At 66.8% G+C, this 21,739-nt stretch carries 24 protein-coding genes; 14 read left to right on the top strand and 10 right to left on the bottom strand.

Annotated elements, in window-relative coordinates:
* Positions 1–31 precede the first annotated feature (31 nt).
* From ACTJK0_RS18280 to ACTJK0_RS18270, 3 genes are all read left to right on the top strand, one after another.
* Positions 32–661, top strand: coding sequence for a hypothetical protein (locus ACTJK0_RS18280; protein WP_440746169.1), 630 nt, complete (start codon positions 32–34; stop codon positions 659–661).
* Positions 661–1,416, top strand: coding sequence for a ZIP family metal transporter (locus ACTJK0_RS18275; protein WP_440746168.1), 756 nt, complete (start codon positions 661–663; stop codon positions 1,414–1,416). The genes ACTJK0_RS18280 and ACTJK0_RS18275 overlap by 1 nt, the downstream gene beginning before the upstream one ends.
* Positions 1,417–1,478: 62 nt before the next feature.
* Positions 1,479–3,284: a glycoside hydrolase family 15 protein gene (locus ACTJK0_RS18270; protein ID WP_440746167.1), complete on the top strand. Its 1,806-nt coding sequence runs from the start codon at positions 1,479–1,481 to the stop codon at positions 3,282–3,284.
* Between the two features lie 214 nt (positions 3,285–3,498).
* On the opposite strand, the gene ACTJK0_RS18265 is transcribed toward ACTJK0_RS18270, so the two are convergent.
* Complete coding sequence (locus ACTJK0_RS18265; RefSeq protein WP_440746166.1) at positions 3,499–3,942, bottom strand: hypothetical protein; 444 nt, start codon at positions 3,940–3,942, stop codon at positions 3,499–3,501.
* A gap of 322 nt (positions 3,943–4,264) precedes the next feature.
* On the opposite strand from ACTJK0_RS18265, the gene ACTJK0_RS18260 reads away from it, so the two are divergent.
* On the top strand, positions 4,265–5,332 hold the full coding sequence (locus ACTJK0_RS18260) for a S1C family serine protease (protein ID WP_440746165.1): 1,068 nt from the start codon (positions 4,265–4,267) through the stop codon (positions 5,330–5,332).
* Positions 5,333–5,453: 121 nt separating this feature from the next.
* Here ACTJK0_RS18260 and ACTJK0_RS18255 read toward each other — a convergent pair whose 3' ends face one another.
* From ACTJK0_RS18255 to ACTJK0_RS18245, 3 genes are all read right to left on the bottom strand, one after another.
* A complete protein-coding gene (locus ACTJK0_RS18255; protein ID WP_440746164.1) occupies positions 5,454–5,756 on the bottom strand; it encodes a DUF4193 domain-containing protein in 303 nt (100 codons plus the stop codon).
* Between the two features lie 179 nt (positions 5,757–5,935).
* A complete protein-coding gene (locus ACTJK0_RS18250) occupies positions 5,936–8,365 on the bottom strand; it encodes a hypothetical protein (RefSeq protein WP_440746163.1) in 2,430 nt (809 codons plus the stop codon).
* Between the two features lie 6 nt (positions 8,366–8,371).
* Entirely contained in the window at positions 8,372–9,052 is a 681-nt protein-coding gene (locus tag ACTJK0_RS18245; protein ID WP_440746162.1) for a peptidoglycan-binding protein, read from the bottom strand.
* A 121-nt stretch (positions 9,053–9,173) separates the two neighbouring features.
* On the opposite strand from ACTJK0_RS18245, the gene ACTJK0_RS18240 reads away from it, so the two are divergent.
* On the top strand, positions 9,174–9,359 hold the full coding sequence (locus tag ACTJK0_RS18240) for a hypothetical protein (protein WP_440746161.1): 186 nt from the start codon (positions 9,174–9,176) through the stop codon (positions 9,357–9,359).
* 44 nt (positions 9,360–9,403) lie between these two features.
* Here ACTJK0_RS18240 and ACTJK0_RS18235 read toward each other — a convergent pair whose 3' ends face one another.
* The gene (locus tag ACTJK0_RS18235) at positions 9,404–10,378 is read right to left on the bottom strand and encodes a plastocyanin/azurin family copper-binding protein (RefSeq protein WP_440746160.1); all 975 of its coding nucleotides are present in this window, start codon (positions 10,376–10,378) and stop codon (positions 9,404–9,406) included.
* Between the two features lie 549 nt (positions 10,379–10,927).
* Here ACTJK0_RS18235 and ACTJK0_RS18230 point away from each other — a divergent pair.
* Positions 10,928–11,833 (top strand): DMT family transporter, encoded by a 906-nt coding sequence (locus ACTJK0_RS18230; RefSeq protein WP_440746159.1) that lies wholly within the window; start codon positions 10,928–10,930, stop codon positions 11,831–11,833.
* Between the two features lie 13 nt (positions 11,834–11,846).
* Here ACTJK0_RS18230 and ACTJK0_RS18225 read toward each other — a convergent pair whose 3' ends face one another.
* Complete coding sequence (locus ACTJK0_RS18225) at positions 11,847–12,209, bottom strand: hypothetical protein (protein ID WP_440746158.1); 363 nt, start codon at positions 12,207–12,209, stop codon at positions 11,847–11,849.
* A 146-nt stretch (positions 12,210–12,355) separates the two neighbouring features.
* On the opposite strand from ACTJK0_RS18225, the gene ACTJK0_RS18220 reads away from it, so the two are divergent.
* From ACTJK0_RS18220 to ACTJK0_RS18195, 6 genes are all read left to right on the top strand, one after another.
* On the top strand, positions 12,356–13,000 hold the full coding sequence (locus ACTJK0_RS18220; RefSeq protein ID WP_440746157.1) for a hypothetical protein: 645 nt from the start codon (positions 12,356–12,358) through the stop codon (positions 12,998–13,000).
* A 129-nt stretch (positions 13,001–13,129) separates the two neighbouring features.
* Positions 13,130–13,882: a hypothetical protein gene (locus ACTJK0_RS18215; protein WP_440746156.1), complete on the top strand. Its 753-nt coding sequence runs from the start codon at positions 13,130–13,132 to the stop codon at positions 13,880–13,882.
* A 37-nt stretch (positions 13,883–13,919) separates the two neighbouring features.
* Positions 13,920–14,651: a class F sortase gene (locus ACTJK0_RS18210; protein ID WP_440746155.1), complete on the top strand. Its 732-nt coding sequence runs from the start codon at positions 13,920–13,922 to the stop codon at positions 14,649–14,651.
* A gap of 52 nt (positions 14,652–14,703) precedes the next feature.
* The gene (locus ACTJK0_RS18205) at positions 14,704–15,180 is read left to right on the top strand and encodes a cupredoxin domain-containing protein (RefSeq protein ID WP_440746154.1); all 477 of its coding nucleotides are present in this window, start codon (positions 14,704–14,706) and stop codon (positions 15,178–15,180) included.
* Positions 15,181–15,339: 159 nt separating this feature from the next.
* Complete coding sequence (locus ACTJK0_RS18200; protein WP_440746153.1) at positions 15,340–16,083, top strand: hypothetical protein; 744 nt, start codon at positions 15,340–15,342, stop codon at positions 16,081–16,083.
* Positions 16,084–16,189: 106 nt separating this feature from the next.
* Complete coding sequence (locus tag ACTJK0_RS18195; RefSeq protein WP_440746152.1) at positions 16,190–16,594, top strand: VOC family protein; 405 nt, start codon at positions 16,190–16,192, stop codon at positions 16,592–16,594.
* A gap of 67 nt (positions 16,595–16,661) precedes the next feature.
* On the opposite strand, the gene ACTJK0_RS18190 is transcribed toward ACTJK0_RS18195, so the two are convergent.
* The 3 genes from ACTJK0_RS18190 to ACTJK0_RS18180 are packed head-to-tail and all read right to left on the bottom strand — an operon-like array spanning position 16,662 to position 18,902.
* Entirely contained in the window at positions 16,662–17,150 is a 489-nt protein-coding gene (locus ACTJK0_RS18190) for a class II glutamine amidotransferase (protein WP_440746151.1), read from the bottom strand.
* Positions 17,075–17,530, bottom strand: a complete 456-nt coding sequence (locus ACTJK0_RS18185; RefSeq protein WP_440746150.1) for a class II glutamine amidotransferase — start codon at positions 17,528–17,530, stop codon at positions 17,075–17,077. Before ACTJK0_RS18185 ends, ACTJK0_RS18190 begins: the two co-directional genes overlap by 76 nt.
* Positions 17,531–17,552: 22 nt before the next feature.
* The gene (locus ACTJK0_RS18180) at positions 17,553–18,902 is read right to left on the bottom strand and encodes a glutamate decarboxylase (RefSeq protein WP_440746196.1); all 1,350 of its coding nucleotides are present in this window, start codon (positions 18,900–18,902) and stop codon (positions 17,553–17,555) included.
* A 281-nt stretch (positions 18,903–19,183) separates the two neighbouring features.
* Between ACTJK0_RS18180 and ACTJK0_RS18175 the strand changes: the two genes are divergently transcribed.
* Positions 19,184–19,327, top strand: a complete 144-nt coding sequence (locus tag ACTJK0_RS18175) for a hypothetical protein (protein WP_440746149.1) — start codon at positions 19,184–19,186, stop codon at positions 19,325–19,327.
* 170 nt (positions 19,328–19,497) lie between these two features.
* Entirely contained in the window at positions 19,498–20,013 is a 516-nt protein-coding gene (locus ACTJK0_RS18170; protein WP_440746148.1) for a hypothetical protein, read from the top strand.
* A gap of 321 nt (positions 20,014–20,334) precedes the next feature.
* On the opposite strand, the gene ACTJK0_RS18165 is transcribed toward ACTJK0_RS18170, so the two are convergent.
* Positions 20,335–21,441, bottom strand: a complete 1,107-nt coding sequence (locus tag ACTJK0_RS18165) for an IS110 family transposase (RefSeq protein WP_223992154.1) — start codon at positions 21,439–21,441, stop codon at positions 20,335–20,337.
* Positions 21,442–21,739 lie beyond the last annotated feature (298 nt).

Genomic DNA, 21,739 nt, shown 5'->3' with positions numbered 1-21,739 from the left:
AGGCGGAAGACCATCAACCGAAAGGAAGCCCATGAGCACCAGCCCCGGCAGCGTTAACCCGGATGCAGAGCCCCTTGACCCGGACCCTACCGGGCAGGACCCGAGCGCGAAGGACCCCGCGGCGCAGGAGAAGATGCTGCTCCAGGCGGCGATTTTTGACGTGACCCGCGAGGCCGCCGGCAGGAGCCTGCCCGAAATCAAGGAGATGCTCCAGGCCGGGTTCGCGCGCCGCGGCGTGCAGGCGCCCACCCCCATGTGGCTGGACGCGGTTGCCTCGGCAGCCTTCCACGGCGAGTCCTACATCATCGATTTCCCCGCAGCCCTGGCGGCTGAGGGCGCGGCGCCTGCCCCCAACCAGGCGGTACGGGAGCGGCTGGCCGCACGGCGTGGGCTGAGGGAGGAAAAGTTGCCCGCGGGGATCTTCCCTCCCGCGTCGGCCTGGGAGCTGGATGACAACGACGTCACCAGTGGGGACCCGGAAACCGGCCGGCGGCCGAACGCGCGGGCTGGATGGGGAGGCAGGACAGGGCTGTGGAAGGCAGTGTCCGCTGCCGGGCTGGCGGCCCTCCTGGCCTTTGCGGCGGTCCGCGCCCTCGCGGTGAACAATGCCCGGAGCGTTAAAGGCCCGGGTGCCAAACGAACGACGGCGGGTGGCGCGTGATGCCCGCATGGCTGCAGGCATGGATGTGGGGCACCATCGCGGGTGGGGCCTTGGTGGTGGGGTGCGCGTTGGCGTGGAAGTGGAGGATTCCGCCGAAGGTGGTGTCCTCCGTGATGTCGTTCGGCGCCGGGGTGCTGATTTCAGCGCTGTCCTTTCAGCTCGTGGAGGAGGCCGTGAACGGCGGCGGGCTGTGGCCCACCATCGCCGGATTCGCCACCGGCGCCCTCGTGTACGTTGCCGCCAATGCCGTGCTCGCCAGCAAGGGCGCCAAGCACCGGAAACGTTCGGGCGGCAAGCAGCCCTCGGAAAAGGACAAACCAGGCAGCGGCACGGCCATTGCCGTCGGCGCCCTGCTGGACGGCATCCCGGAATCGGTGGTCCTGGGCGTCGGGCTGGTCACAGCGGGCGCGGTCAGCCCTGCCATGCTGGCCGCCGTCTTCATCTCGAATGTCCCGGAAGGGTTGTCCAGCACCGCCGGGATGAAGAAGGCCGGCCGCGGGCCAGGGTACGTGTTCGGCGTATGGGGCGGCATCGCCGTCCTCTCCGGACTTGCCGCGCTGGTCGGATACCTGGTCCTGCAAGGCGCCCCGGGGGAAGTGGTGGCTTTCATCACCGCCGTTGCAGCGGGGGCCATCCTGGCCATGCTCGCCGACACGATGATTCCCGAAGCCTTCGAGGAGCACCACATGCTCACCGGGCTGATAACGGCAGCAGGATTCCTGGCGGCCTTCACCGTGGACCAGGTGGGCGGTTAACACCCGGGCTGCCGCTGCCGCGGGAGCCGCACCATTTACGACACACAACCCGGGAGGGACTGATGGCAAGGATCGAAGACTACGCAATCATCGGCGACCTGCATACGGCAGCCCTGGTGGGCAGGAGCGGGTCCGTTGACTGGATGTGCCTGCCCAACTTCGATTCGCCGGCCTGCTTCGCGGCCCTGCTGGACTCCCCGGACGCCGGCCGCTGGCTCCTGGCCCCAGCGGGGGCGGGCGATTGCACCCGCCGGCGCTACCGGCCCGGAACGCTGATCCTGGAGACGGAATGGGACACCGCCGACGGAAGCGTCAGGGTCACCGACTTCATGCCGGCCCGGGACGATTCGGCGGACATGGTGCGCATTGTGGAGGGCCTGAAGGGACGCGTCCCCATGAACGGGGAACTGCTGCTGCGCTTCGACTACGGGCGCATCGTCCCCTGGGTCCGGCGGATGGACCACGGCATCAGTGCCATCGCCGGCCCGGATGCGGCCTACCTCACTACCCCGGCCCCGCTGAAGGGCAAGGATATGCGGACGGTCAGCGAATTCACCGTCAACGCCGGTGACAGGATCCCGTTCGTCCTGCGCTGGGCCCACAGCTACAAGCCCGTCCCGGACCGCACCGACCCCGAACGCGCCCTTGCCTCTACCCAGGAATTCTGGGAGCAGTGGACCGACCGCAACACCATGGCCGGGGACTACCAGGACGCAGTGGAACGCTCCCTGATCACCCTCAAGGCCCTCACGTATGCCCCCACCGGCGGGATCGTCGCCGCGGCCACCACCTCCCTGCCCGAAGACCCCGGCGGCAGCCGCAACTGGGACTACCGCTACTGCTGGCTCCGGGACGCTACCCTCACACTGCAGTCCCTGCTCGCCTGCGGCTACACGGAGGAAGCGGCGGCCTGGCGGGAGTGGCTGCTGCGTGCCGTGGCCGGCAACCCTGCGGATTTGCAGATCATGTATGGTCTGGACGGCACCCGCCGGCTGCCCGAAGGGGAACTCCCGTGGCTGGCCGGATTTGAGGGCTCCAAACCGGTCCGCACCGGCAACGCCGCAGCCCCGCAACTGCAGCTGGACGTCTGGGGTGAGGTGCTGGACGGCCTGGCGCTCACCCGTGCCGCGGACCCCGGCACCAAGGACGATTCCTGGGACATCCAAATCGCCTTGATGGAGTTCCTGGAGGGCGCATGGGACCAGCCGGACAACGGGCTCTGGGAAATGCGCGGCCCCCGCCGCAAGTTCACCCACTCCCGGGTCATGGCCTGGGTTGCGGCGGACCGGATGGTGAAGGCCGTCGAGGAGTCCGGGCTTCCGGGGCCCGGCGAACGCTGGGCGGCACTGCGGAAGCAGATCCACAACGACGTCATGACCCACGGCTTCGACGACAAGCACAACACCTTCGTCCAGTCCTACGGCAGCACCGAACTCGATGCGAGCCTGCTGCTCATCCCCCGCGTGGGGTTCCTCCCCCACGACCATCCCCGTGTTGTGGGCACCGTGGACGCGATCCAAAAGAACCTCACCGAAGACGGGTTCGTCCTGCGGTACCGGCCGCAGGCGAGCAACGACGGGCTTCCCGGCACCGAGGGCGTCTTCCTGGCCTGCTCCTTCTGGCTCGCCGACGCGCTGCTGGGCATCGGCCGCCGTGACGAGGCTGTGGAGTTGTTCGAACGCCTGCTCTCGCTGCGCAACGACGTGGGCCTTCTCAGCGAGGAGTGGGACCCGCGCAACAACCGCCAGCTGGGCAACACGCCCCAGGCGTTCAGCCATTTCCCGCTGATCCACTGCGCCCTGCAGCTGCAGCACGGGGTCCACCACAGCAACACTCCCGTCAAGGGCCACCATTCCAAGCTGGGGTGAGCCGGGCAACGGCTGCCGGGACCACCTATGCCGCGGGCTGACCTAAACCAGTCCAATGTCAGCAGGACGGCGGAGGGGTGGAAGCAGCGAGATTGCCGGTGCAGGAGCAGAGTCCCGGCAGCCGGCGGGAAGTAGTGGTGTCGGCCACTGGTCAGAAAACCGTCCTCAGAGTCCTGCGGCGGTTTGTCCTCAGGGCCAGGGACTCCGCCCCCGATCAGCGCATAATGACGTCGTTCCAGACGGCCAGGCGTCCAAAGGCGGAGGCGAGGCCGACGGTTGCCCAGAGCCCAAGGGCTTCCAGCGTCCAGCCGAAGCCGAAAAGGGAGCCCAGTGCCCAGAATGCAAAGGTGGGCACGATGAAGAACGCGCCAATGTGGATCCATTGGTTCCGGATGGGGCGCAGCAGGAGTCCCAGCAGCCAGCCCAGCGGCAGGCCAAGGAACAGGGCGGCGGTGTACCCGTACGTTCCGATCATGAGGGCGAGGTTGAGCAGGAACCCTTGCGAGGTGGCCGCCAGCACGGTGTAGAGGCCGATCAGCCACAGGGTCGTGGTGATGGCCCAGCCTTTAAACAGCGCCCGGCCGGTGAGAATGTAGCCCTTACGAACCAAAACATAGTTGTCCGGCCCCTCCTCCAAGCCCGGGCCCTCACCTGCCACCTCTAATCCTTCCGCTCACCGATGCGGTCAGCTGGGAAGAAGGCCCATCTCCTCGAGCCGCCTGCGCTCGTCGTCTGACAACGGCACGATCCATCGCCTTCTTGGGCTGAGTTCCTCGGTTGCCCTTTTGATCAGGCTAGGCAATTCACCCAAGCCATTCAACGGCCGTTGTCCAGTCGTGATGGCGGCAGGGCATCCTTGACAGCCTTGTTACGCCCGGAGCATCAAAACGGACCGATTAGCCATTGCGCAAACGCAACTACTGCGGTTTTATAAGAATTGTACGGAGGTGCGCCGGGATGCCCGAAGGAGACGAGGCCCCATGAAATCAATCAGGCTCTGCGCGGCCGCAGGCGGAACCGCCGCAGCCCTTGCCCTGGCAGGCTGCACCGGCAGCCCCGGGCCCACCCCCGCCTCCACCCAGGCGCAGCAGTCCGGGTCCGCTTCGCCCACCCCCCAGGCCGACGGCGGCGGCCTCCCCGCAGTGCCGGGCGTGGTCAAGGACGTCGAACCTTCCGTAGTGACGATCCGCACCGACATCGGCCTGGGCAGTGGTGTCATCTACCGCAGTGATGGATCCATCGTGACGGACGCGCACGTGGTGGAGGACCAGCAAAAGCAGCCATTCAAAACCGTCCAGGTTCAGTTCGCGGACGGCTCCCAGACCCAGGGCACGCTGGTGGGCGTGGATGACGTCACCGATGTCGCAGTCCTGAAAGTCGGCCGCACAGGGCTTCCCGCCGCCCGCTTCGCGTCCTCCGACCCGGAAGTGGGCTCGATGACCGTTGTCATCGGCAGCCCCCTGGGCCTGGCAGAAACGGTGACCGCCGGCATCGTCTCCAGCCTGCACCGGAACATGCCGCCGTCGCCGGAATCCCCGCACGGCGCCATCGACCTGCTCCAGACCGACGCACCCATCTCCCCGGGCAACTCCGGTGGTGCCGTCGCCGACTCCAGTGGACAAGTCATCGGACTCTCCGAGGCCTATCTGCCGCCAAGCTCCGGGGCGGTGGCCATCGGCTTCGTGACGCCGTCGGGCACGGTCACCGACGTGGCCGACCAGCTGCTCGCGAGCGGTTCGGTCAAGCACGCAGCCCTCGGCGTCGTCCCGACGGACATCACGCCACAGCTTGCACAAAGGTTCTCGCTGCCCACCACGGCGGGAGCGCTGGTGGTCAGCGTGTCCGCGGGCAGCCCCGCAGAAAAGGCAGGCATGAAGGCGGGTGACATCATCACCAAGTTCGCAGGTGCAGACGTCGGCAACGTAACGGACCTGCTCGTGGCACTCAGGAAGCAGAATCCGGACCAACAGGTCGACGTGGACGTTCGGCGCGGCACCGGGTCGCAAACGCTCCACGTCACTCTCGGGAACCTCGCCGACCAGTCCTGACTGGCCGCGCTTGCAGGAGCTGACAGCATCCGCGGTGAGACGCGAACCATTGCGAACGCGCAAGCGTAGATGCCCTACATTGCCAGCCAGGGCCAGCGAGGAATTCCGACGGAAACGGAAGTCAGCCCTCGCATTCGCGGCAGTAGAGATGCCCGTCCTTTTCCCTCGCGATTTGCGAACGGTGCCGCACCAGGAAGCAGGAGGCGCAGGTGAACTCATCCTTGGCTGCGGGCACAACCACCACCGTCAGTTCCTCGGCCACGATTTCGCCCCCGGGGATGCCGAGTGCGTCGGCGTCGTCGGGGGCATCCAGCTCCCGGACCACGCTGCGCGCGTCCGGGGCGTTGGCGGATTTGACGTCCTCGAGCGAGCTCTCCTGCGTTTCCTTGACGTCGGTACGCAGTTCGTCGTAGTCAGCAGCCATAGCATCCTCTTTCCCTTGGCGTCCCGTATGAAACGAACCCGCAGCCGTGGTTGTTCCCGACGGCTGCCTTCTCCCTACCAGGCACACCGACCGCGCTTTCCTGGTGGGCGAGGCGTCGACCGGCTGGTTGCACACCAAATCCTGCGCAGCATCGCCACGTAATCCTCCGCTTTGGCCGCTCAGCCGGCCCCGGACGTCGCCAGCGGGGTGGTGACGGTTCCCGGGTCCAGGTTCGGTTCCGTCGTGGGGTAGGCAACGGACGACGTCGGCTGCGGGCCTTCCGTATATTGTCCGGACGGTGCGGTGGCACCGGCAGTCGGGGCCGGGTTGGGATCACCGGCGGGCCCGGTCGCCTGGGTGGAGGGTTCAACGCCGGCACCGGACGACGTGGGGCCGGGCTCTGAACCGGCCGAGGCCGTCGCCGATGCAGACGGCGACGATGTTGCCGTTGCAGTACTGCCCTTGATGATGGCCGTGATCTGCTCCTTGTACCCGTTGAGCGTGGCCTGGATCTCGGAGAGCGGCACGTCCTGGATGGTCCGGCCGTACTCGGCGATCTGGGCCCACAGCGCTTCGAGCTGCTGCCTGCTGTCCCCGTCCAGCGGGCCGTCCAGGGTGAGGACCAGCTGGCTTGCCAGGGCATAGGCGAGGCAGTCCAGGCAGTTGTAGTTGGCGGCGGCGGAGAGGTTCTGCGGCACGACCACGTCGGTCTGCCCCACCACCAGGACCACCTGGAATCCGACAGCTACCGCCGCGCAGCCACTGCAGTTGGCGAAGGCGTAGGCCTCGTTGGTGGTGGTGACGGGCTGGCCATCCTCGGCCCACACCAAGGCGAACGCCACGCTGTATTGGACGGACCCGTCGGTGGTGTTGACGGCGAGCGCCTGGTTTCCGTCGCCTTCCGGGGCGGCCGGCCGGTCGAACGGGAACACCCAGGACGGCGCAGCAGTGGACGAACCGCCGGCGGTTGCGGGAGCCCCGACGGCAGACGCCGGCACCAGCACCATGCTCAGCTGCGGGTTGTCCCGGGTCGGTTTGGCGGCGCCGGTCGGCCACAGGGCGACGGTCCGGCCGGCAGCACCCTGCCGCAATGCCCCGCGGTCGCGGACGGGAAGAATCGCCCGGGTGGCATCCCCCAGCGTCCCGCGTTCGTAGGCCTGCACCGGACGGTACGTCCCGGCGTCGGGCCACCATGCCCAAGCAAGCCCGGCCAACAGGGCCCCCACAGCGCCCATGGCAACGGTCCGCTGGACCGCCTTGCCGCGGGTCTTCTGCCACAGCCCGGTAACCAGCTGCCGCAGCAGCCGCACCACGATGTACAGCACGCCCAGCACCGGCACGGCCACCACCACCATCGCCAGGGCGCGCACCACAACGCCCAGGATGTCCCCGGACGCAAGGCTGGCGGCCAGCAGCTCCTGCTGCTTGCCCACGCCGGCCCAGCCGGTGGCCAGCAGCCGCGGCAGGGACAGGACCATCATCACCATGCTGAACAGCAGCACGGGGACGGTCACCAGGACCCAGGCGGTGACCACGGCGCGTGCCCAGGGTTTGAGCACCTTGCTGTCCGGGTTGCCCCAGCGCCAGGGAAGGAGCCCCAGGAGGGTGGGCTTGATCCGCTGGAACAGGTCCGGCACTCCGGTGGCGTCGGCCAGCATGTGGTAACCGTCGTACTTCACCAGCGGGATCAACTGGCGGACCATCTGCAGAATCTGAGTGACCACCACCAGCAGCAGCGCGTCGAAGCCGGTGGCCCACCACAGCGCCATGATGGCCACCGCCACGATGGCGTTGAAGTACAGGCCGCCCAGGTCCGTGCGGATCCGGCCGCCGCGGCCCAGCCGGTAGGAGTCCGTGACGTCCGTGAAGAACGCCGGCCACAGCAGGTACAGCCCGGCACCCATGGCCCCGGGGGTCGCCCCTCCCCTGCGGGTGGCGGCGGCGTGGCCGAACTCGTGGAAGCCCGCGGACAGGATGGTGACGGCAAGGATCAGCAGCAGGAGGGCGGGCTGGGCGAAGGCCTCGTGGGTGGCAGAGCCGAGGCCCTTCACCATCAGCACCCACCAGCACGCCGCCAGGAACGCCGCAGTCACGGCCACCACGATCAGCGGGTTGAACAGCACCGCGAACGGAGCCGTGATGCGGCGGGTGCGCTCAGGGTCGGAGACGATGTAGCGGAACCGCAGGCCCAGCAGCGGGTTGGACTTCTTCACCTCGGGCTGGGTGCCGTCGGCCAGCCGGAGCAGGCCCATCGGGAGCAGCTGGGAGTCCATCAGCGTGCGCACGTTGTCCGCGCTGACCAGACGCCCGGACCCTTCGCTGACGTGGCGGGCAATGGCGTCGAGATCGTGCGTGCCGTCGGCAGCCTCCAGCACCAGGTACAGGAGCCGGGTCAGTTGGAGGGTCTGGCCGTCGGCGCGGCGCACCAGGGCAGGCGGCTCGCGGTAACCGGAACCCTCCGCCGTGCCGAGCAGCTGCACGCCGTCAGCCAGCGCTGGAAGGTGGGCACCCGCCGTCGTGATGGTCCGGACGGGCGGGTCCTGGGCAAGGTCAGCGTACGACGACGGCCGACCCGCCTCGGGAGGCGGGCCGCCGTGGGTCTGGGTCATCTTTGCTTACTGCTGCAGGTCGGACTGCTGGCCGGCCGTGGCGTTGGCCTCGCCGTCGATGTGCTGCGAAATCGTGGCGCTCTGGTCCGAGATGGCGTAGGCCTGGCTGTCGATGGAGCCGATGTTGGCGGCGACCGCAGCGTCGATGGGCGCGGCCACGTTGGCGTTCGCAGCCACGGCACCGTTGATCGGGGCGGCGATGGCGGCGTCGGCGTCGAGGTTCACGTCGACGTTGAGCAGGTTGCCGTTCAGGGCGCCGGCTGCGTCCGTCAGGCCGCCGGTGCTGGTGGTTCCGTCCGCAGTACCGGTGTCAGTGGTGCCGGCGTCAGTAGTGCCGGTGTCGGCGGTGCCGGTGTCAGCGGTGCCGTCGCCCTGGCCGATCACGCTGTCCTGGGTGGAGTCCGCGTTGGCGTCAGCGGTGATGCCCTGGTCGATGGCGGCGTCCTGGCTGGAGAGTGCCTGGGCGTCGGAACCGTAGGACAGGATGTTGGCCGAGGCGGCGGCATCGATGGGCGCGGCCACGTTGGCGTTGGCGGCCACGGCAAGGTCGATCGGAGCTGCGGCGTTGATGCCCAGGTCCAGGTCCGCGTTCAGATCCAGGACGGACGCCACTTCCTTGTCCGGCAGGGCGGTGGCCTGCTCGGACATCAGTTCTTCATCAGTGAGGGGACGCATTTCGTTGTCCATGCTTGAGACCTCCGGTGCGGCGCGGGTGCTCTGCCCCCAGCGGGCAGCCTACGCCCCATAATGGTAAGCATGATTAGTAGTTTTGCGAAGTGACGGCGGTCTTCCTGTGGAACCTTCAGCCATGCCGTTCGTCTTCCTGTCGCTTTCCGCCGTGGTCTTCGTGGCCTCGATGGTGCTGTACGACCAATGGCTGATGGCGGACCGCCGGGGCAAAACCCTGCAGTACAAGAAGGGGTGCTGGATCAGCATGTGGGCCGGGTTGGCGGTGAGTGCGGCCTTCGCCCTTCTCTTCGTCCAAACAGGCTGACGACAGTGACCGGCCGGCGGGTTGTCCGCCGGCCGGCACGTTGATTAGTCGACCACCACGACCTTGCCCACCATGCCCATGTAGTCATGCAGGGCGCAGATGTACCTGAACGTTCCCTCGGTCTTGAACGTCACTTTGAACGTGGAATACGGGCCCGCGTTGGCTGGGATGATCCCGGAGTTGAGATCGCCGCCGCGATAGTCCCCAGGAACTCCGCTCGGGTCAAAGATGTTCGCGGGTTCATTGCCGAAGGTGACCGTGTGCGGCGCACCCATGCCCGGATTGATGAAGGTGACGCTTTCACCGACGTGGACCGTCACGGTCGGCTGGACAAAGCGCATGACCATGGCCACGCCGTCGTCATCCCCTGCGTAGACCATGTGGTTTGTTGCCTTTTCGGCCAGGGCGTCGTCAAGTTTCATCCCGTCCTGGATGATGGCGGCTTCCTGGGCCTTGGATGAGTGGTCGTAGTCCCACTGGGAGTGCGGGTACGCGGATCCGCGCTCCTGGACATGGACCGTGCCCTTCATTGCCATGCCGTGAACCAGGCAGTAGTAGGTGAAGTTACCCTCGTTGGGGAACCTCAAGCTATAACTTTTCACTGAAGGGAACCCGGGAACGTCAACGTTCGCCAAGATGCCTGAGTTGTAATACGACTGGCCGTCGTACCACTTGCCGCCCTGCATGAAGAGCTCATTGGCATTGCCTGGGTCAAAGGGCTCCAGGGACTCCAGCGTTTGGCCTGCGGCCAGGAACGTCACCGTGTGGATCTCGGCCGAGTTGGCCTGCCAGTTGATGGTGTCCCCTTCGTTGATGGTGATGTCCGAGGGGAGGAAGGCCATGCCCTGGATTTCCTGGTCCCAGGACTCGGACCCCACCTGGACCGTCCAGGTCCGGGGGGCCTTGCTGGACGCGTCAGCAGGCGCGGCCCATGCCACCATCACCACAAGGGAAATTGCGGCCGCAAAGATGTAAGGAATTTTGTGGAACCCTGAACGGATTCCGTGTTTGTGTTGCATCAGAATGCTCTCTACTTGAACGATGCTCAGCCCGTGAAGGCATACGCTCAGCGTGACCGGTGCGTCCTGGGAAGAGGGTGCAGGCGGGTCACCTTTGTGGGAGCAGGGAACCCCGGCTGTCCTTGCTACGGCCTTGGGCTCCCGGTGCTTCCAGGGCTGTAAGGCCGAACAGGCGCCGCAAACGGCGCCGCGAAAGACTAAATTCTGAATCCACGTGCCCTGGTAATCATGCCCGCGAACAGGCACGGACCAGAGGACGCAACTAACACAATGCTCCTCCGCGTCCACCTTGTCCAGATGTTCCGCAACCGGGAATAAGGGGTGCCGCCGCCACACACTTGGGGGGTCATGGGGCGACGGCACTGAACCCAACATAGACCCGTGGATGGACCAGCAGCCGGACATTGAGGCCCTGACGCGAATTCCTTGACGCTTTCTTAACGGTCCACCCCGCGCACCCCAGGGAGGCGGGTCGCCAAGACAGGAAGTACGACGGCGGGTGGGCGCCATTGCTGCTTGGCATGCGCCCCGGACGGGTAAGGTCTGATCATGATCCAGGCCGCGGCGGTGTCCGCACTGACGTCCTATCACTGGCTCGGGATTCCGATCGCCGCGGCCGGCGCCGTCCTGCTCGCCCTGGGAACGCTGTTCCAGCACCGGGCCGTGGGCGACGAGCCGGCAGCCTCCGGACGCGCCGCGGGCAGCATGGGCGGCGGCCGCCTCCGGGCCCTGGTCCGGAGGCCGATGTGGCTGGGCGGGACGGCGATGCTCGGCGCCGCGATCCTCCTCCAGCTCACCAGCCTCCGGTTCTCGCCCCTGATCGTGGTGCAGCCAATCGGTGCCGTGGCCCTGGTGGTCACCACGCTGGCTACCGTCCGGACCACCCGCCGGTCCCCCGGGCGGCGGGTGCTGACCGCCGTCGCGCTCTGCGTTGGCGGGGTGGGTGTGTTCGTGGCCGTGGCGGCGCTGTCCGCGGAGGACGTGGAGATCAGCGACCGGCACCTGGTCACCATCCTGATCGTGCTCGCCGCTGTCCTGGCGTGCGTGGGCGCGGCCTACGTAATGTGGCGCCACCAATCGCACGCGGTGGTCTTCACTGCCGGGGCCGGGATTCTGTTCGGATTCGTGGCGGCCCTGGCCAAGACCGTCATTGGCCGCCTGTTCCAGGGCGACTTCGAGTGGCTGTCCCTGACCTGCCTGGCGGGGCTGATCATTGCCGCGCTGGCCGGCAGCTTCCTGGTCCAGAATGCCCACACCCGGGGATCGCCCGAGCTCGTGGTCGCGGGCCTGACCGTCATCGATCCGCTCGTCGCGGTGGCCATCGGCATCACCATCCTGGGCGAGGCTGACGCAGCTCCCCCGTTGGCCATCGTGCTGTTCCTGCTGTCCGGAGCCACCGCCGTCGCGGGCGTTCTCCTGCTGGCAACGGTCAAGAAGCCCGTCCCAGCGGAATAGCCTGAAGCCGAGCCTAGGCGTCCACAGCCCCGGCGGTGGAGCGCCGGATGTTGATTATCCGGGCCGCGACGCCCACCAGCACCAGGAGCACCCCCAGGGCGATGAGGCTCCAGACGGGGATGGAGTCCGAATCGATGTTCCGATAGCAGGCGGCCGCGGCCCCGATGCCTGCCTGCTCCAGGTCAACCAGTTCGGCGGCCTTGCTGGTGGGAATCAGGGGGCTGCCGCAGAGCGGGCCCGCCGGCTGCAGCCCGATGACGACGCCCAGGATGTAGACGTCGAATCCGGCAGCAACAATCCAGAGCCACGTCCGCTGCTGCCACAGGCCCGACTTGGCGGGAGGAACATTCCTCGCCGGAGAATTACGCCTTCCCATGCTCCGAGCATAATTGGATTCAGGTCCGCTGACCGCACCTGCACAATTTCGCCGTCCCGCACCGGTCCGTATTGGCGGGCGCTCCGAACTCTTCGATAGAGGGCGTGATGTCACGCCAGTGCAGGGATTCTCCGGAAGGTGCAGCCATGGGTTCACAAAGCAGGCCACAAAACGGGCTCCGGTGCCGGATGCGGACAGCGGCTCCCATTGCAGTCCTGATGCTGGTACTGTCCGGCTGCGCCGCCGCAAGCGGTGGAACGGCGGTATCCGATGACCCTTCGACTGGGTCCATCGCTTCTTCGGAAACCTCCGGGGCCGGCACGTCAACACCACGGCCGGCTGATGTCACCAGTGCGGCGGCGGATGGTCCCTCAGCTGCCGCTCTGATGGTGTGCGGGGACGAGACGCGGGCGAACATCATGCAGACCCTGTCCCTGCCGGCTGATCCCCCCACCACCAGTTCCTGGGCGGAGAAGCTCTACACCTGCACGTACACGCTGCCAGCAGGATCTTTGGTGCTCTCCGTCAAGGAGGCCTCCGACGCCAAAGGAGCCCGCGATGATCTTGCCGCGCTGCAGCGGGCAGCTGACGGCGCCGCTCCAATAGAAGGGCTGGAAAACCTGGGCTTTCCCGCATTTCAAACCCCTGCGTCGGCCGTCTTTGCCAAGGACAACTTCGTCCTGACCGTGGACGCCGCCGCGCTTCCCGACGCACTGGGCCCGCATAACGTGTCACGGGATGCCTTTGCTTACCAGGTAGCCACTGCGGTACTGGCCTGCTGGTCTGAGTAGGCCGCGGCCAAGCGCAAAGAAACATTCGCCCACTCCCATCCGTGGCTTGGATCACAACGAACCCTAGTTGTCACCATCGTGGGCGAGCCCATCAGGGGAGCGTCCATTTCCAATGGAGGAAAAAGAGTCATGAAGAAATCTGCTTTCCTGATCGCCCCGGCCCTTGCCCTGGGCGCCCTCGCACTCTCCACGAGCCCGGCCCTCGCCGCCGACAACAACACCATGTACCAGGCGAACCTCGCTGCAATCAACGGCAGCAACGCCTCGGGGACCGTGATGATCACCGTCAGCGGTGACCAGGCAACCGTCACAGAGAAAGTCTCCGGGCTCGCTGCCATGTTCAACGGCAATCCCTACCCGCACGTCCAGCACATCCACATCGGCGCCAAGGGCACCTGCCCCGACATGTCCGCCGACACCAACAAAGACGGCGTGATCAGCACCACTGAAGGCGGGCCCTTCTACGGCGGTATCGGTGCGACCCTGTCCACCAGCGGGGACACCAGCCCTGCAGCGGGAACGGATCTGAAGGTCGCGGGCATGGGCGGGTCCTACACCTACAACCGGACCTTCACCCTGGACGCCAAGACCGCTGACTCACTCAAGGCCGGCACCGCCGTTGTCGTCGTCCACGGCCTGGACCCGGCCACCCTGTCCGACGCGGCCCAAAAGGCTCCGAGCGACCTCGTCCCGTCCCTGCCCTTGGCCGCAACGTCACCAGCGCTGTGCGGGACCTTGAAGGCCATGCCTGCGGGCGCCCCCGGCACCGGCATCACCATGCCTGCCCCCGCCGGTCCTGACCTGGGTCTGCTCGCTGCAGGCGGCGGCATGATCCTGGCCGCCGGCGGAGCGTACGCCATCCGCCGCAAAATGGCGGCCTAGGGCAAGGGAAAACACCGGCAAACAGGCAGGGAACTGAGTGGGACCTGGAAAAAGCAGCCGCCGCGGACGCCTCATCGCGTCCGCGGCGACCGCGCTGCTCCTGTCAGGCGGCATCACCTCCATCGGCCTCAGCCTCCAGGCAGAACCACCCGGACCAGCCGGGACGGCCGCCGTCGCCTCCGCAGCCCCCGGCAGCCCCCGATCAACGGCGCCTTCTCCCAACCCCACCGCCGCACCCGCGCCCTCAGATTCTCGTGCCGCCACCGGCTCCGCCACTGTTCCGGCCGCGCCGGACGCCGCTCTGACGGCCTCCGTGCCGGTCCGGGTCGAGGTCCCGGCCATCGGCGTGGACGCCGCCATTGCTCCCTTGGGCAAGCAGGCCAGCGGCGAAGTCCAGACCCCCTCCGGAGAACCCGGCTCACCGGCCGGCTGGTACCAGGACTCGCCCACGCCCGGCCAAACGGGCTCCGCCATCATCCTGGGCCACGTCAACAGCACCACCAGCGATACCGGCCTGTTCTACCGGCTCCATGAACTCACCCCGGGCCAGACCGTGACCGTCACGCGCGCGGACAACACCGCCGCGGTCTTCACCGTGGACAAGGTCGACGTCTACCGCAAGTCGACCTTCCCGACGGTGGAGGTTTATCAGAACGCGGACCGCCCCGAGGTCCGCCTCATCACCTGCGGCGGCTACGACCCTGCCACCAGGGAGTACCTGGACAACACCGTCGTCTACGCCCACTTAACCTCCCGCCACCCAGCCTGAACCCGCACTGCCTCCGCCGGGAGCACCCCACGAGCTCCTGAAAGGGAACACAATGAAGACGACAAAAACCCGGCAACGCCTGGCCATAGCCCTGATAGGCGCCGCCACCATCATCGGCTTGAGCGCATGCGGGAGCGGCGGGCCAGGAACCACCCCATCCACAGGATCATCCACCGCCATGGCCTCCCCGCACGCATCCATGGACGGCATGGGATCGTCCCCGATGGCATCGTCCATGGGAGCCCCAATGGGAGCCAGCTCCGACGGCTCCATGGCAATGAGCGCCGAGTTGACCATCCACATCAAATCGTTTGCCTACACGGGCACGGACAGCGTCCCCGCCGGGGCCACGGTGACTGTGATGAACATGGACACTGTGGCCCACACCGTCACAGCGGACGACGGCTCCTTCGACGCCGTCGTCAAAGCCGGCACCAGCGCCACCTTTACTGCTCCCGCCAAGGCCGGCACTTACTCGTACCACTGCACCTACCACTCCAACATGCACGGAACCTTGACCGTCACGTGAGCCAGGACCCCTCGGATGTGAACAAGCTTGGAGCACCAGGTGGCAGCACCAAGAACCGGCTTTCAGCGTTTCCCCAGCCTGCGCTCCTACAGTAATTCTGTGCGTGTCCACACGGCTCGGTGATGGACGCACGCGCGCTGATTCCTGGAAGGACACACCGTGGTGAAGACATCTATCCCGTCAATGAAAACCCGCATCGGCGTCGGAGCGGCAGCAGTCCTGGCCGCCGGGGCCATGGCCGCAGCGGGCGTGGGTGCCGCGTCGGCATCCACCAGTCCAACAGTCGTCTCCGCAACAGCCTCCGCCGCAACCTCGGATACCGGCACAGACGCCAAGGCAGGCAGGGGCTTCGGCGGGCTGGAGGCCTTCCTGCGCCTGAACGCTGACAGCCCGCAGGCTGCCGGTGACCGCGCGGCGAAGGCGGCCGCGGCCCTGGTGGACCACCCGAAGCTGTTCGCCAAACTTCCCGCTGCCCTCCAGACGGATGTGACCACCCTGAAGGACGCCGCCCCGGCTGACCGGGTGAAGGACGCGTACAAGATCAAGACCACCGCCCTCTCCGGCGGGTACGGCCCCGAGATCCAGAAGCGCGCCGAGGCGCTGGAGAAGACCGCCACGGGCCTGGCCGGCCTGCGGCAGGAGCTGCGTACCGCGTTCAGCTCGGACAACCCGGGTGCCGCGCTGCAGAAGGTGGCCGACCAGTTGATCAGCCACCCGAAGCTGTTCGCCAAGCTCCCGGCAAACCTGCAGTCGGACCTGACCGCCCTCAAGAACGCCGCTCCGGCTGACTTGGATGCCCAGGCGAACAAGATCAAGGACACCGCGCTGAACGGCGGCTACGGCGCCAAGGTGCAGAAGATGGCCCAGGCCCTGCAGAAGAAGGCGGCAACGCCCAGCACGTAGGGCAGCTGACGTCCGGACCGCCAGGGGACGAACTCGTTGTCTCCCGGGCGCGTTGACAGACTAAGAAGTGGGGCGTATTCCTGAGTCCAGATCAAGGAGGTCCCCAATGGCCACCGTCAGCGTGCGTTACATCGTCGATGATGTCGATGCCGCAATCACCTTCTACCGCGACCATCTGGCATTCACGCTCGTCATGCATCCCGCCCCGTCCTTTGCCATGCTCGACCGCGGTGATCTGAGGCTTCTGCTCAGCGCTCCGAGCGGCCAGGGCGGAGGAGGCCAAAGCATGCCCGACGGCACCATCCCCGCGCCGGGCGGCTGGAACCGATTCACGCTGGAGGTGTCCGACCTCGAGGCCACCGTGCGGACCCTCCGCGAGGCAGGGGTACAGTTCCGCAATGACATCGTGACGGGAGTCGGCGGCAACCAGGTACTGATCGAAGACCCTTCGGGCAATCCGATCGAATTATTCGAGCCGAAGATCCCCGAGGCGCGGCTCCCGGCATCCTGATCGGGTATTTGCCAAAAATCGTATCGGACGGCAGAGGCAGGGTAAGAGCCGCGCGGACGTCCGGCCTTCAGGACGTTTGCGACGCCGCCGCGGACGGATCCAGGTCGGCGAGCGTCAGCGGGTGGGCGGGTTGGTCCGGGAAGGGGTAGGTGCAGGTCACCGCCAGGTCCGGCCCAACGTGCACCAGCTCCCCTGCTGCCAGTGGACGCCAGCCGGGGTTGTGGGTCATGGGTTCGGTGGCAAACAGGACTGACCGGGCCGCCGACAGTTCGGTGCTTCGTGAGTGGATCCGGTGGCTTCTGGCGTCCAGGGGCGCGGCCGGGGCGGGCTCGGCTGCCGGGTCCCTTTCCAGGATGTACAGCGGGTGGGTGGCCGGGTAGCGGAGCGCCCAGAGGTCCGTTGCCGTGGTTACGATGATGTTCAGGGCCAGGACGGGCAGCTCGGCGGCCACCCATCCCACCGCACGGGTGATGCCTTCCGCTACGTCCCCGCCAGCGCGGCGGCTCTCGGCGGTGATGAGGGCGAAGAGTCGTTCGCTGTCGGTCTGTCCCTGCACCAGCCCCGCCACGCCGAGGTCCAGCAGGCGCGCGTCCAGCCGGTCCAGGCCGTGGAAGGCGCCGTGTGCGCGAACAGCCGGCCGTCCTGCTCGAACGGGTGGGTGTTCACCAGGGTGTGGGCGCCGGTGCTGGCGTAGCGGACGTGGGCCAGGAAGGTGGTGCTGCTCAGCTGCCGTGCCTCCCGGGCGAAGGCGTGGTCCTCCCATGCGGCGAGTGGCCGTTTGCTGACCCGCGCGCCGCCGTCGTAATCAAACGTGCCGATGCCCGCGCCGTCGGGCTCCCGCCTGCTCTGCTCGGCCAGGCTGTCCGGGGCATCAAGGAGCCAGAAGGTGGCGTGGACGGGCCGGGACCCGGCGTGCAGCCCGAACAACCGGCACATGGACCCTCCTTACGGCAAGAGGCTAGTGGTGGAAGGCTTCCTTCTCTTTCTGCGGCGGCATGGGCGCAGCGAGGGCGTCCAGGTAGTCCACTTCCTTCTTGAGGTCAGCCAGGAAGCTGGCGGCCAGGTCGCGGGTGAAGCCGTTGCGGACCACAATCCGCTGGACGGTAATGTCTGCCAGTCCTTCCGGCAGGGTGTAGGCCGGGACCAGCCAGCCGTTCATGCGGAGGCGTTCGGAGAGGTGGTGCAGGTTCCAGTTGTCGGTGCGGCCGTCGGTTAGCTGCCAGGCGAAGACGGGGATGTCGGACCCGTCGCTCCACAGGGTGAAGGCGTCCATCGCTCCGATTTCATGCGAGAGGTAGAGGGCCACGTCGCGGGAGCTGGCCTGCACGGACCGGTAGCCGGCGAAGCCGAGCCGGAGGAACAGGTAGTACTGCAGCAGCACCTGGGCGCCGGGCCGGGAGAAGTTCAGGGCGAAGGTGGGCATGTCGCCGCCCAGGTAGCTGACGTGGAACACCAGGTCTTCGGGGAGGGCCTGTTGGTCCCGCCACACGACCCAGCCCAGGCCGGGATACACCAGCCCGTATTTGTGGCCGGAAGTGTTGATGGAGGCGACCCTGGGGAGCCGGAAGTCCCACTCCAGTTCCGGCTGCAGGAAGGGGGCCACCATGGCCCCGGAGGCGCCGTCCACATGGATGGGGATGTCCAGGCCGGTGCTGGCCTGGATCCGGTCCAGGGCGGCGGAGATCTGCTCCACGGGTTCGTAGGCACCCGTGTAGGTGACGCCCATGATGGCCACCACGCCGATGGTGTTCTCATCCACGTACTGGTCCAGATCGTGGCCGTCCAGGGCGGGGTGCTCCGCGGACACGGGGACGTAGCGGGCTTCCACCTCCCAGTAGTTGCAGAACTTTTCCCAGCACACCTGCACGGCGGAGCTGAGGACAATGTTGGGTGCGTCCGTGGGCTTTTTATCGGCACGACGGCGGTGTTGCCACCGGCGTTTGAGGGCCAGGCCGCCGAGCATGCACGCCTCGGAGGATCCCACGGTGGAGGTGCCGATGCTGACCGACGGGTCCGGCGCGTTCCACAGGTCAGCGAGCATCCGCCAGCACCGGGTCTCGATGAGGGCGGTCTGCGGGTATTCGTCCTTGTCGATCATGTTCTTGTCGAACGTTTCGGCGTAGAGCTGGGAGGCTTCCCGCTCCATCCAGGTCCCCACGAAGGTGGCCAGGTTCAGCCGGGAGTTGCCGTCCAGCATCACTTCGTCGTGGACCACTTGGTAGGCGGTGCCCGGCAGGGACTCCCCGTCCGGGATAGTGAAGCGCGGGAAGATGGTGGACTCCCCCGGCCGGCTGAACAGGGGGTTCAGTTCAACGCTCGTTTCGGGCTCGCGCCGTACACTCCGGTGTGTAGCCCGGAGAGGCGCAACAGATCGTAGACGCCGGCACCGGCAGCGGGGCGCGGCTGTTCATCCAGAACACCGACACCACCCAGTGGGCGACCGGCGACCTGCTCTACGCCGAAGTCGAGTTCGAGACAGACCCGGACACCGCAGGCAGCTATGGGCTTGGCATCAACCTGGACTTTTGGAACGGGCTCGGCACGACAGCGTCCATCAAGAAGTCCAGTGATGACGGCACGCTGCCTGCGGTGGACGTCTACCCGCGCAGCGGCCTGATCCGCACCCCTGCCAAGGCTGTACCGGCTACCGCGGCCCGGCTGCAACTCTTCATCAACGTCCCCAAGGGCACGACCCGCATCCTGTCCGTCAACGTCCGGAAAGTGGACTACTAACATGTTGGAGACCCAGCAAGGATCACAGGCGAAGGTTGACCGGCATGCGGCAGGCCCGCACCCTAACGCCGTTGCAGGCAAGCCGGGCGTCCTGCCCGCCGGAACCGACCAGTACGCATTGGTCTATAACGCCGCCACGGGGGCGTGGGAGCCCGCAGCCATCGCGGGCAGTGGAGTTTCGGCTGCGAAGGCCGACCCACAGAACCTCGGCTTCCCCGCCACGATGGACCCCCCCGAACATCGCGTTCACGGGAGGCGTCGGGACGGCGAACCACGCCTACTACCACCGGATTACCGGCGGCGGGACCATCACCAAGATTGGCCTCTACGTCGCCACCAGCTCCGGCAACATCTGCGTGAGCGTGTACGGCAACACCGGAACCGGGCGGGCATCCATGCCAGGCGCCCGTGTCGCGTCGTCCGGGTCCGTCGCCTGCCCCGCCGTGGGATACGCGGAAATCTCGCTAGGCGCGTCCGTGAACGTCAGCAGGGGTGACTTCTGGTTCGCCGTCAGCATCGACAACTCCACGGCCACCCTCGGCACGGCAGGGACAGCAGGCCAGGCAATTCAGGGCATGTCAGCCTGGCAGGACACGGCATTCCGTTGCCCGGCCACCGCAACGCCACTGAACGGCTCCGGGGCCGGCGGCGGTTCCCGGTGGTTCGGGCTTATCGGCGTGGCTTAGCGTTCAGCTGATATGTAGATCTCGTTGTCAAGAGTGCATGGATGAGCGGCTCCTGGGTTTGGTTCCCGGGGGCCGCTCATCGTGTGCCGGCCGGTTGTGATGCTGTGGGGGGCGTGGCGAGTCTTTTTCGACTGGGGCAGTGTCAGGCTGACATTCGCGGGTTGGTTACCGCATGACGATTTGTTCGGCTGGAGCGTATCGGTGTCTAGGATCGAGCGTCGATGGTGGTTTGGACCGTCTGCTCATAGCTGAAGCCCGAGTTGGCTCCGGGTGCTGTCATCGCCCCCCGCAACTGCTCACTGTCGGCGGGCAGGTTCCGGGTCAGGCCGCTTTCATGTGTTGTCCTTCCTGGAGCGGGGCGGCCAGTGACCAGCACCAAGCGGCGAGTTCGCGGGCGATCGCCGTGTTGGCCTTCACTGACATTTTGTGGCGTTCATCGAAGTGTTCCCATTTGCGGTGCAGCCGGTGGTTTCCTTCGAGGGCCCGGATGCGGGTTGCCGGCGCGACCAGGTCAAGTTGGCGCAGCAGCCGTTCTCCGGGCCGGGCGTAGGGGCGGCGGTGCTGCCAAGCCGCTTCGATGAGGAGTTTCCGGGCATAGGTGTTGCCGGCTTTGGTGATCGGGCCCTGGTGCCGGGACTGGCCGGAGGATTCTTCGCTGGGGACCAGACCGAGATAGGAGCCGATGGATGAGCCGGTGAAGCGGGTCCAGTCACCGATTTCCACGGCCAGACCGAACGCGGTCGTGAGCTGGATGCCGCGTAAGCACATCAGCGCGTCAATCACTGTTGCGTAGCGGCACGCCGCCGCTGTGATGGTGATCTGTTTGTCGATGCGAGCCAGATGCGCTGCAAGCAGCTCGGCCTGCTCGACATCGGCGTCGTAGGTGAACTGCAGCGCCGGGTCGTGAAAGCTCTGGCGGTGCAGCCACCGACTGTGTTCTGTAGTCCACCTGCTGTCCTTGGGGTAGCGGATCCCGTGCCGGAGCAGGACGGCGTTCACGTGCTGCCGGGCATGCGCGAGGTCTTTGGCGGTGCCCGAGCGCAGCCGGGACAGGTCCCGCAACGCCTCTTCGTCCGGCTCCGGGATGCGGACTTCGGTGACCGAGCCGACCGCGAGCATCTCAGCCAAAACCCGGGCATCCCGCCTGTCGGTTTTTACCCGGTCCCCGGGAGCGCGCAGCAGCTTCGAGGACGCCGCCACCACACAGTTGATGCCCGCGGCCCGCAGGTGCCGGGCCAGTACAAACCCTGTCGGGCCTGACTCATAAACGACCTTGACGGGCGGCTCGAATCGCCGGACCCACTCCAGGATCAGGGCCGGGTCAGCGGCCATCGTGTGGAGACTGATTTCACCAGTGCCTGGGTTCAGCGCATGGCCGACGACATTGACCGCGTGAACATCCAGACCAATGAAAGTATGCTCAAACATAGCCGGGACCTCCCAAACCTCACATGTGGCACTACCATTGCACCCCCAATGAGCCTCGCAGGCCACGGGAGCCGCCAATGGCAACCCACGGACCCTGTGAAACAGAAGGCCCCGGCCCCCCATGCTCCCGCCAGAACCTGCCCTTCCGGGATAAGGGACATCACTGCCGGGAACAGGTCCTGCAGCGGCCAGATCCCTCTCAGGGCCGCCGATCACATCAAGCCGGCGCTGCAGGACCGCCCGGCGATAATGGACCGACCCCGGACGGGCAGGTTCTGTTCCTCTTCATATCGTCTAG

The sequence above is a fragment of the Paenarthrobacter sp. 22069 genome (assembly GCF_052046035.1).
Lineage (GTDB): Bacteria > Actinomycetota > Actinomycetes > Actinomycetales > Micrococcaceae > Arthrobacter.
The sequence above is the reverse complement of the archived record's forward strand: the minus strand, read 5'-3'. Positions and strand labels throughout refer to the sequence as shown.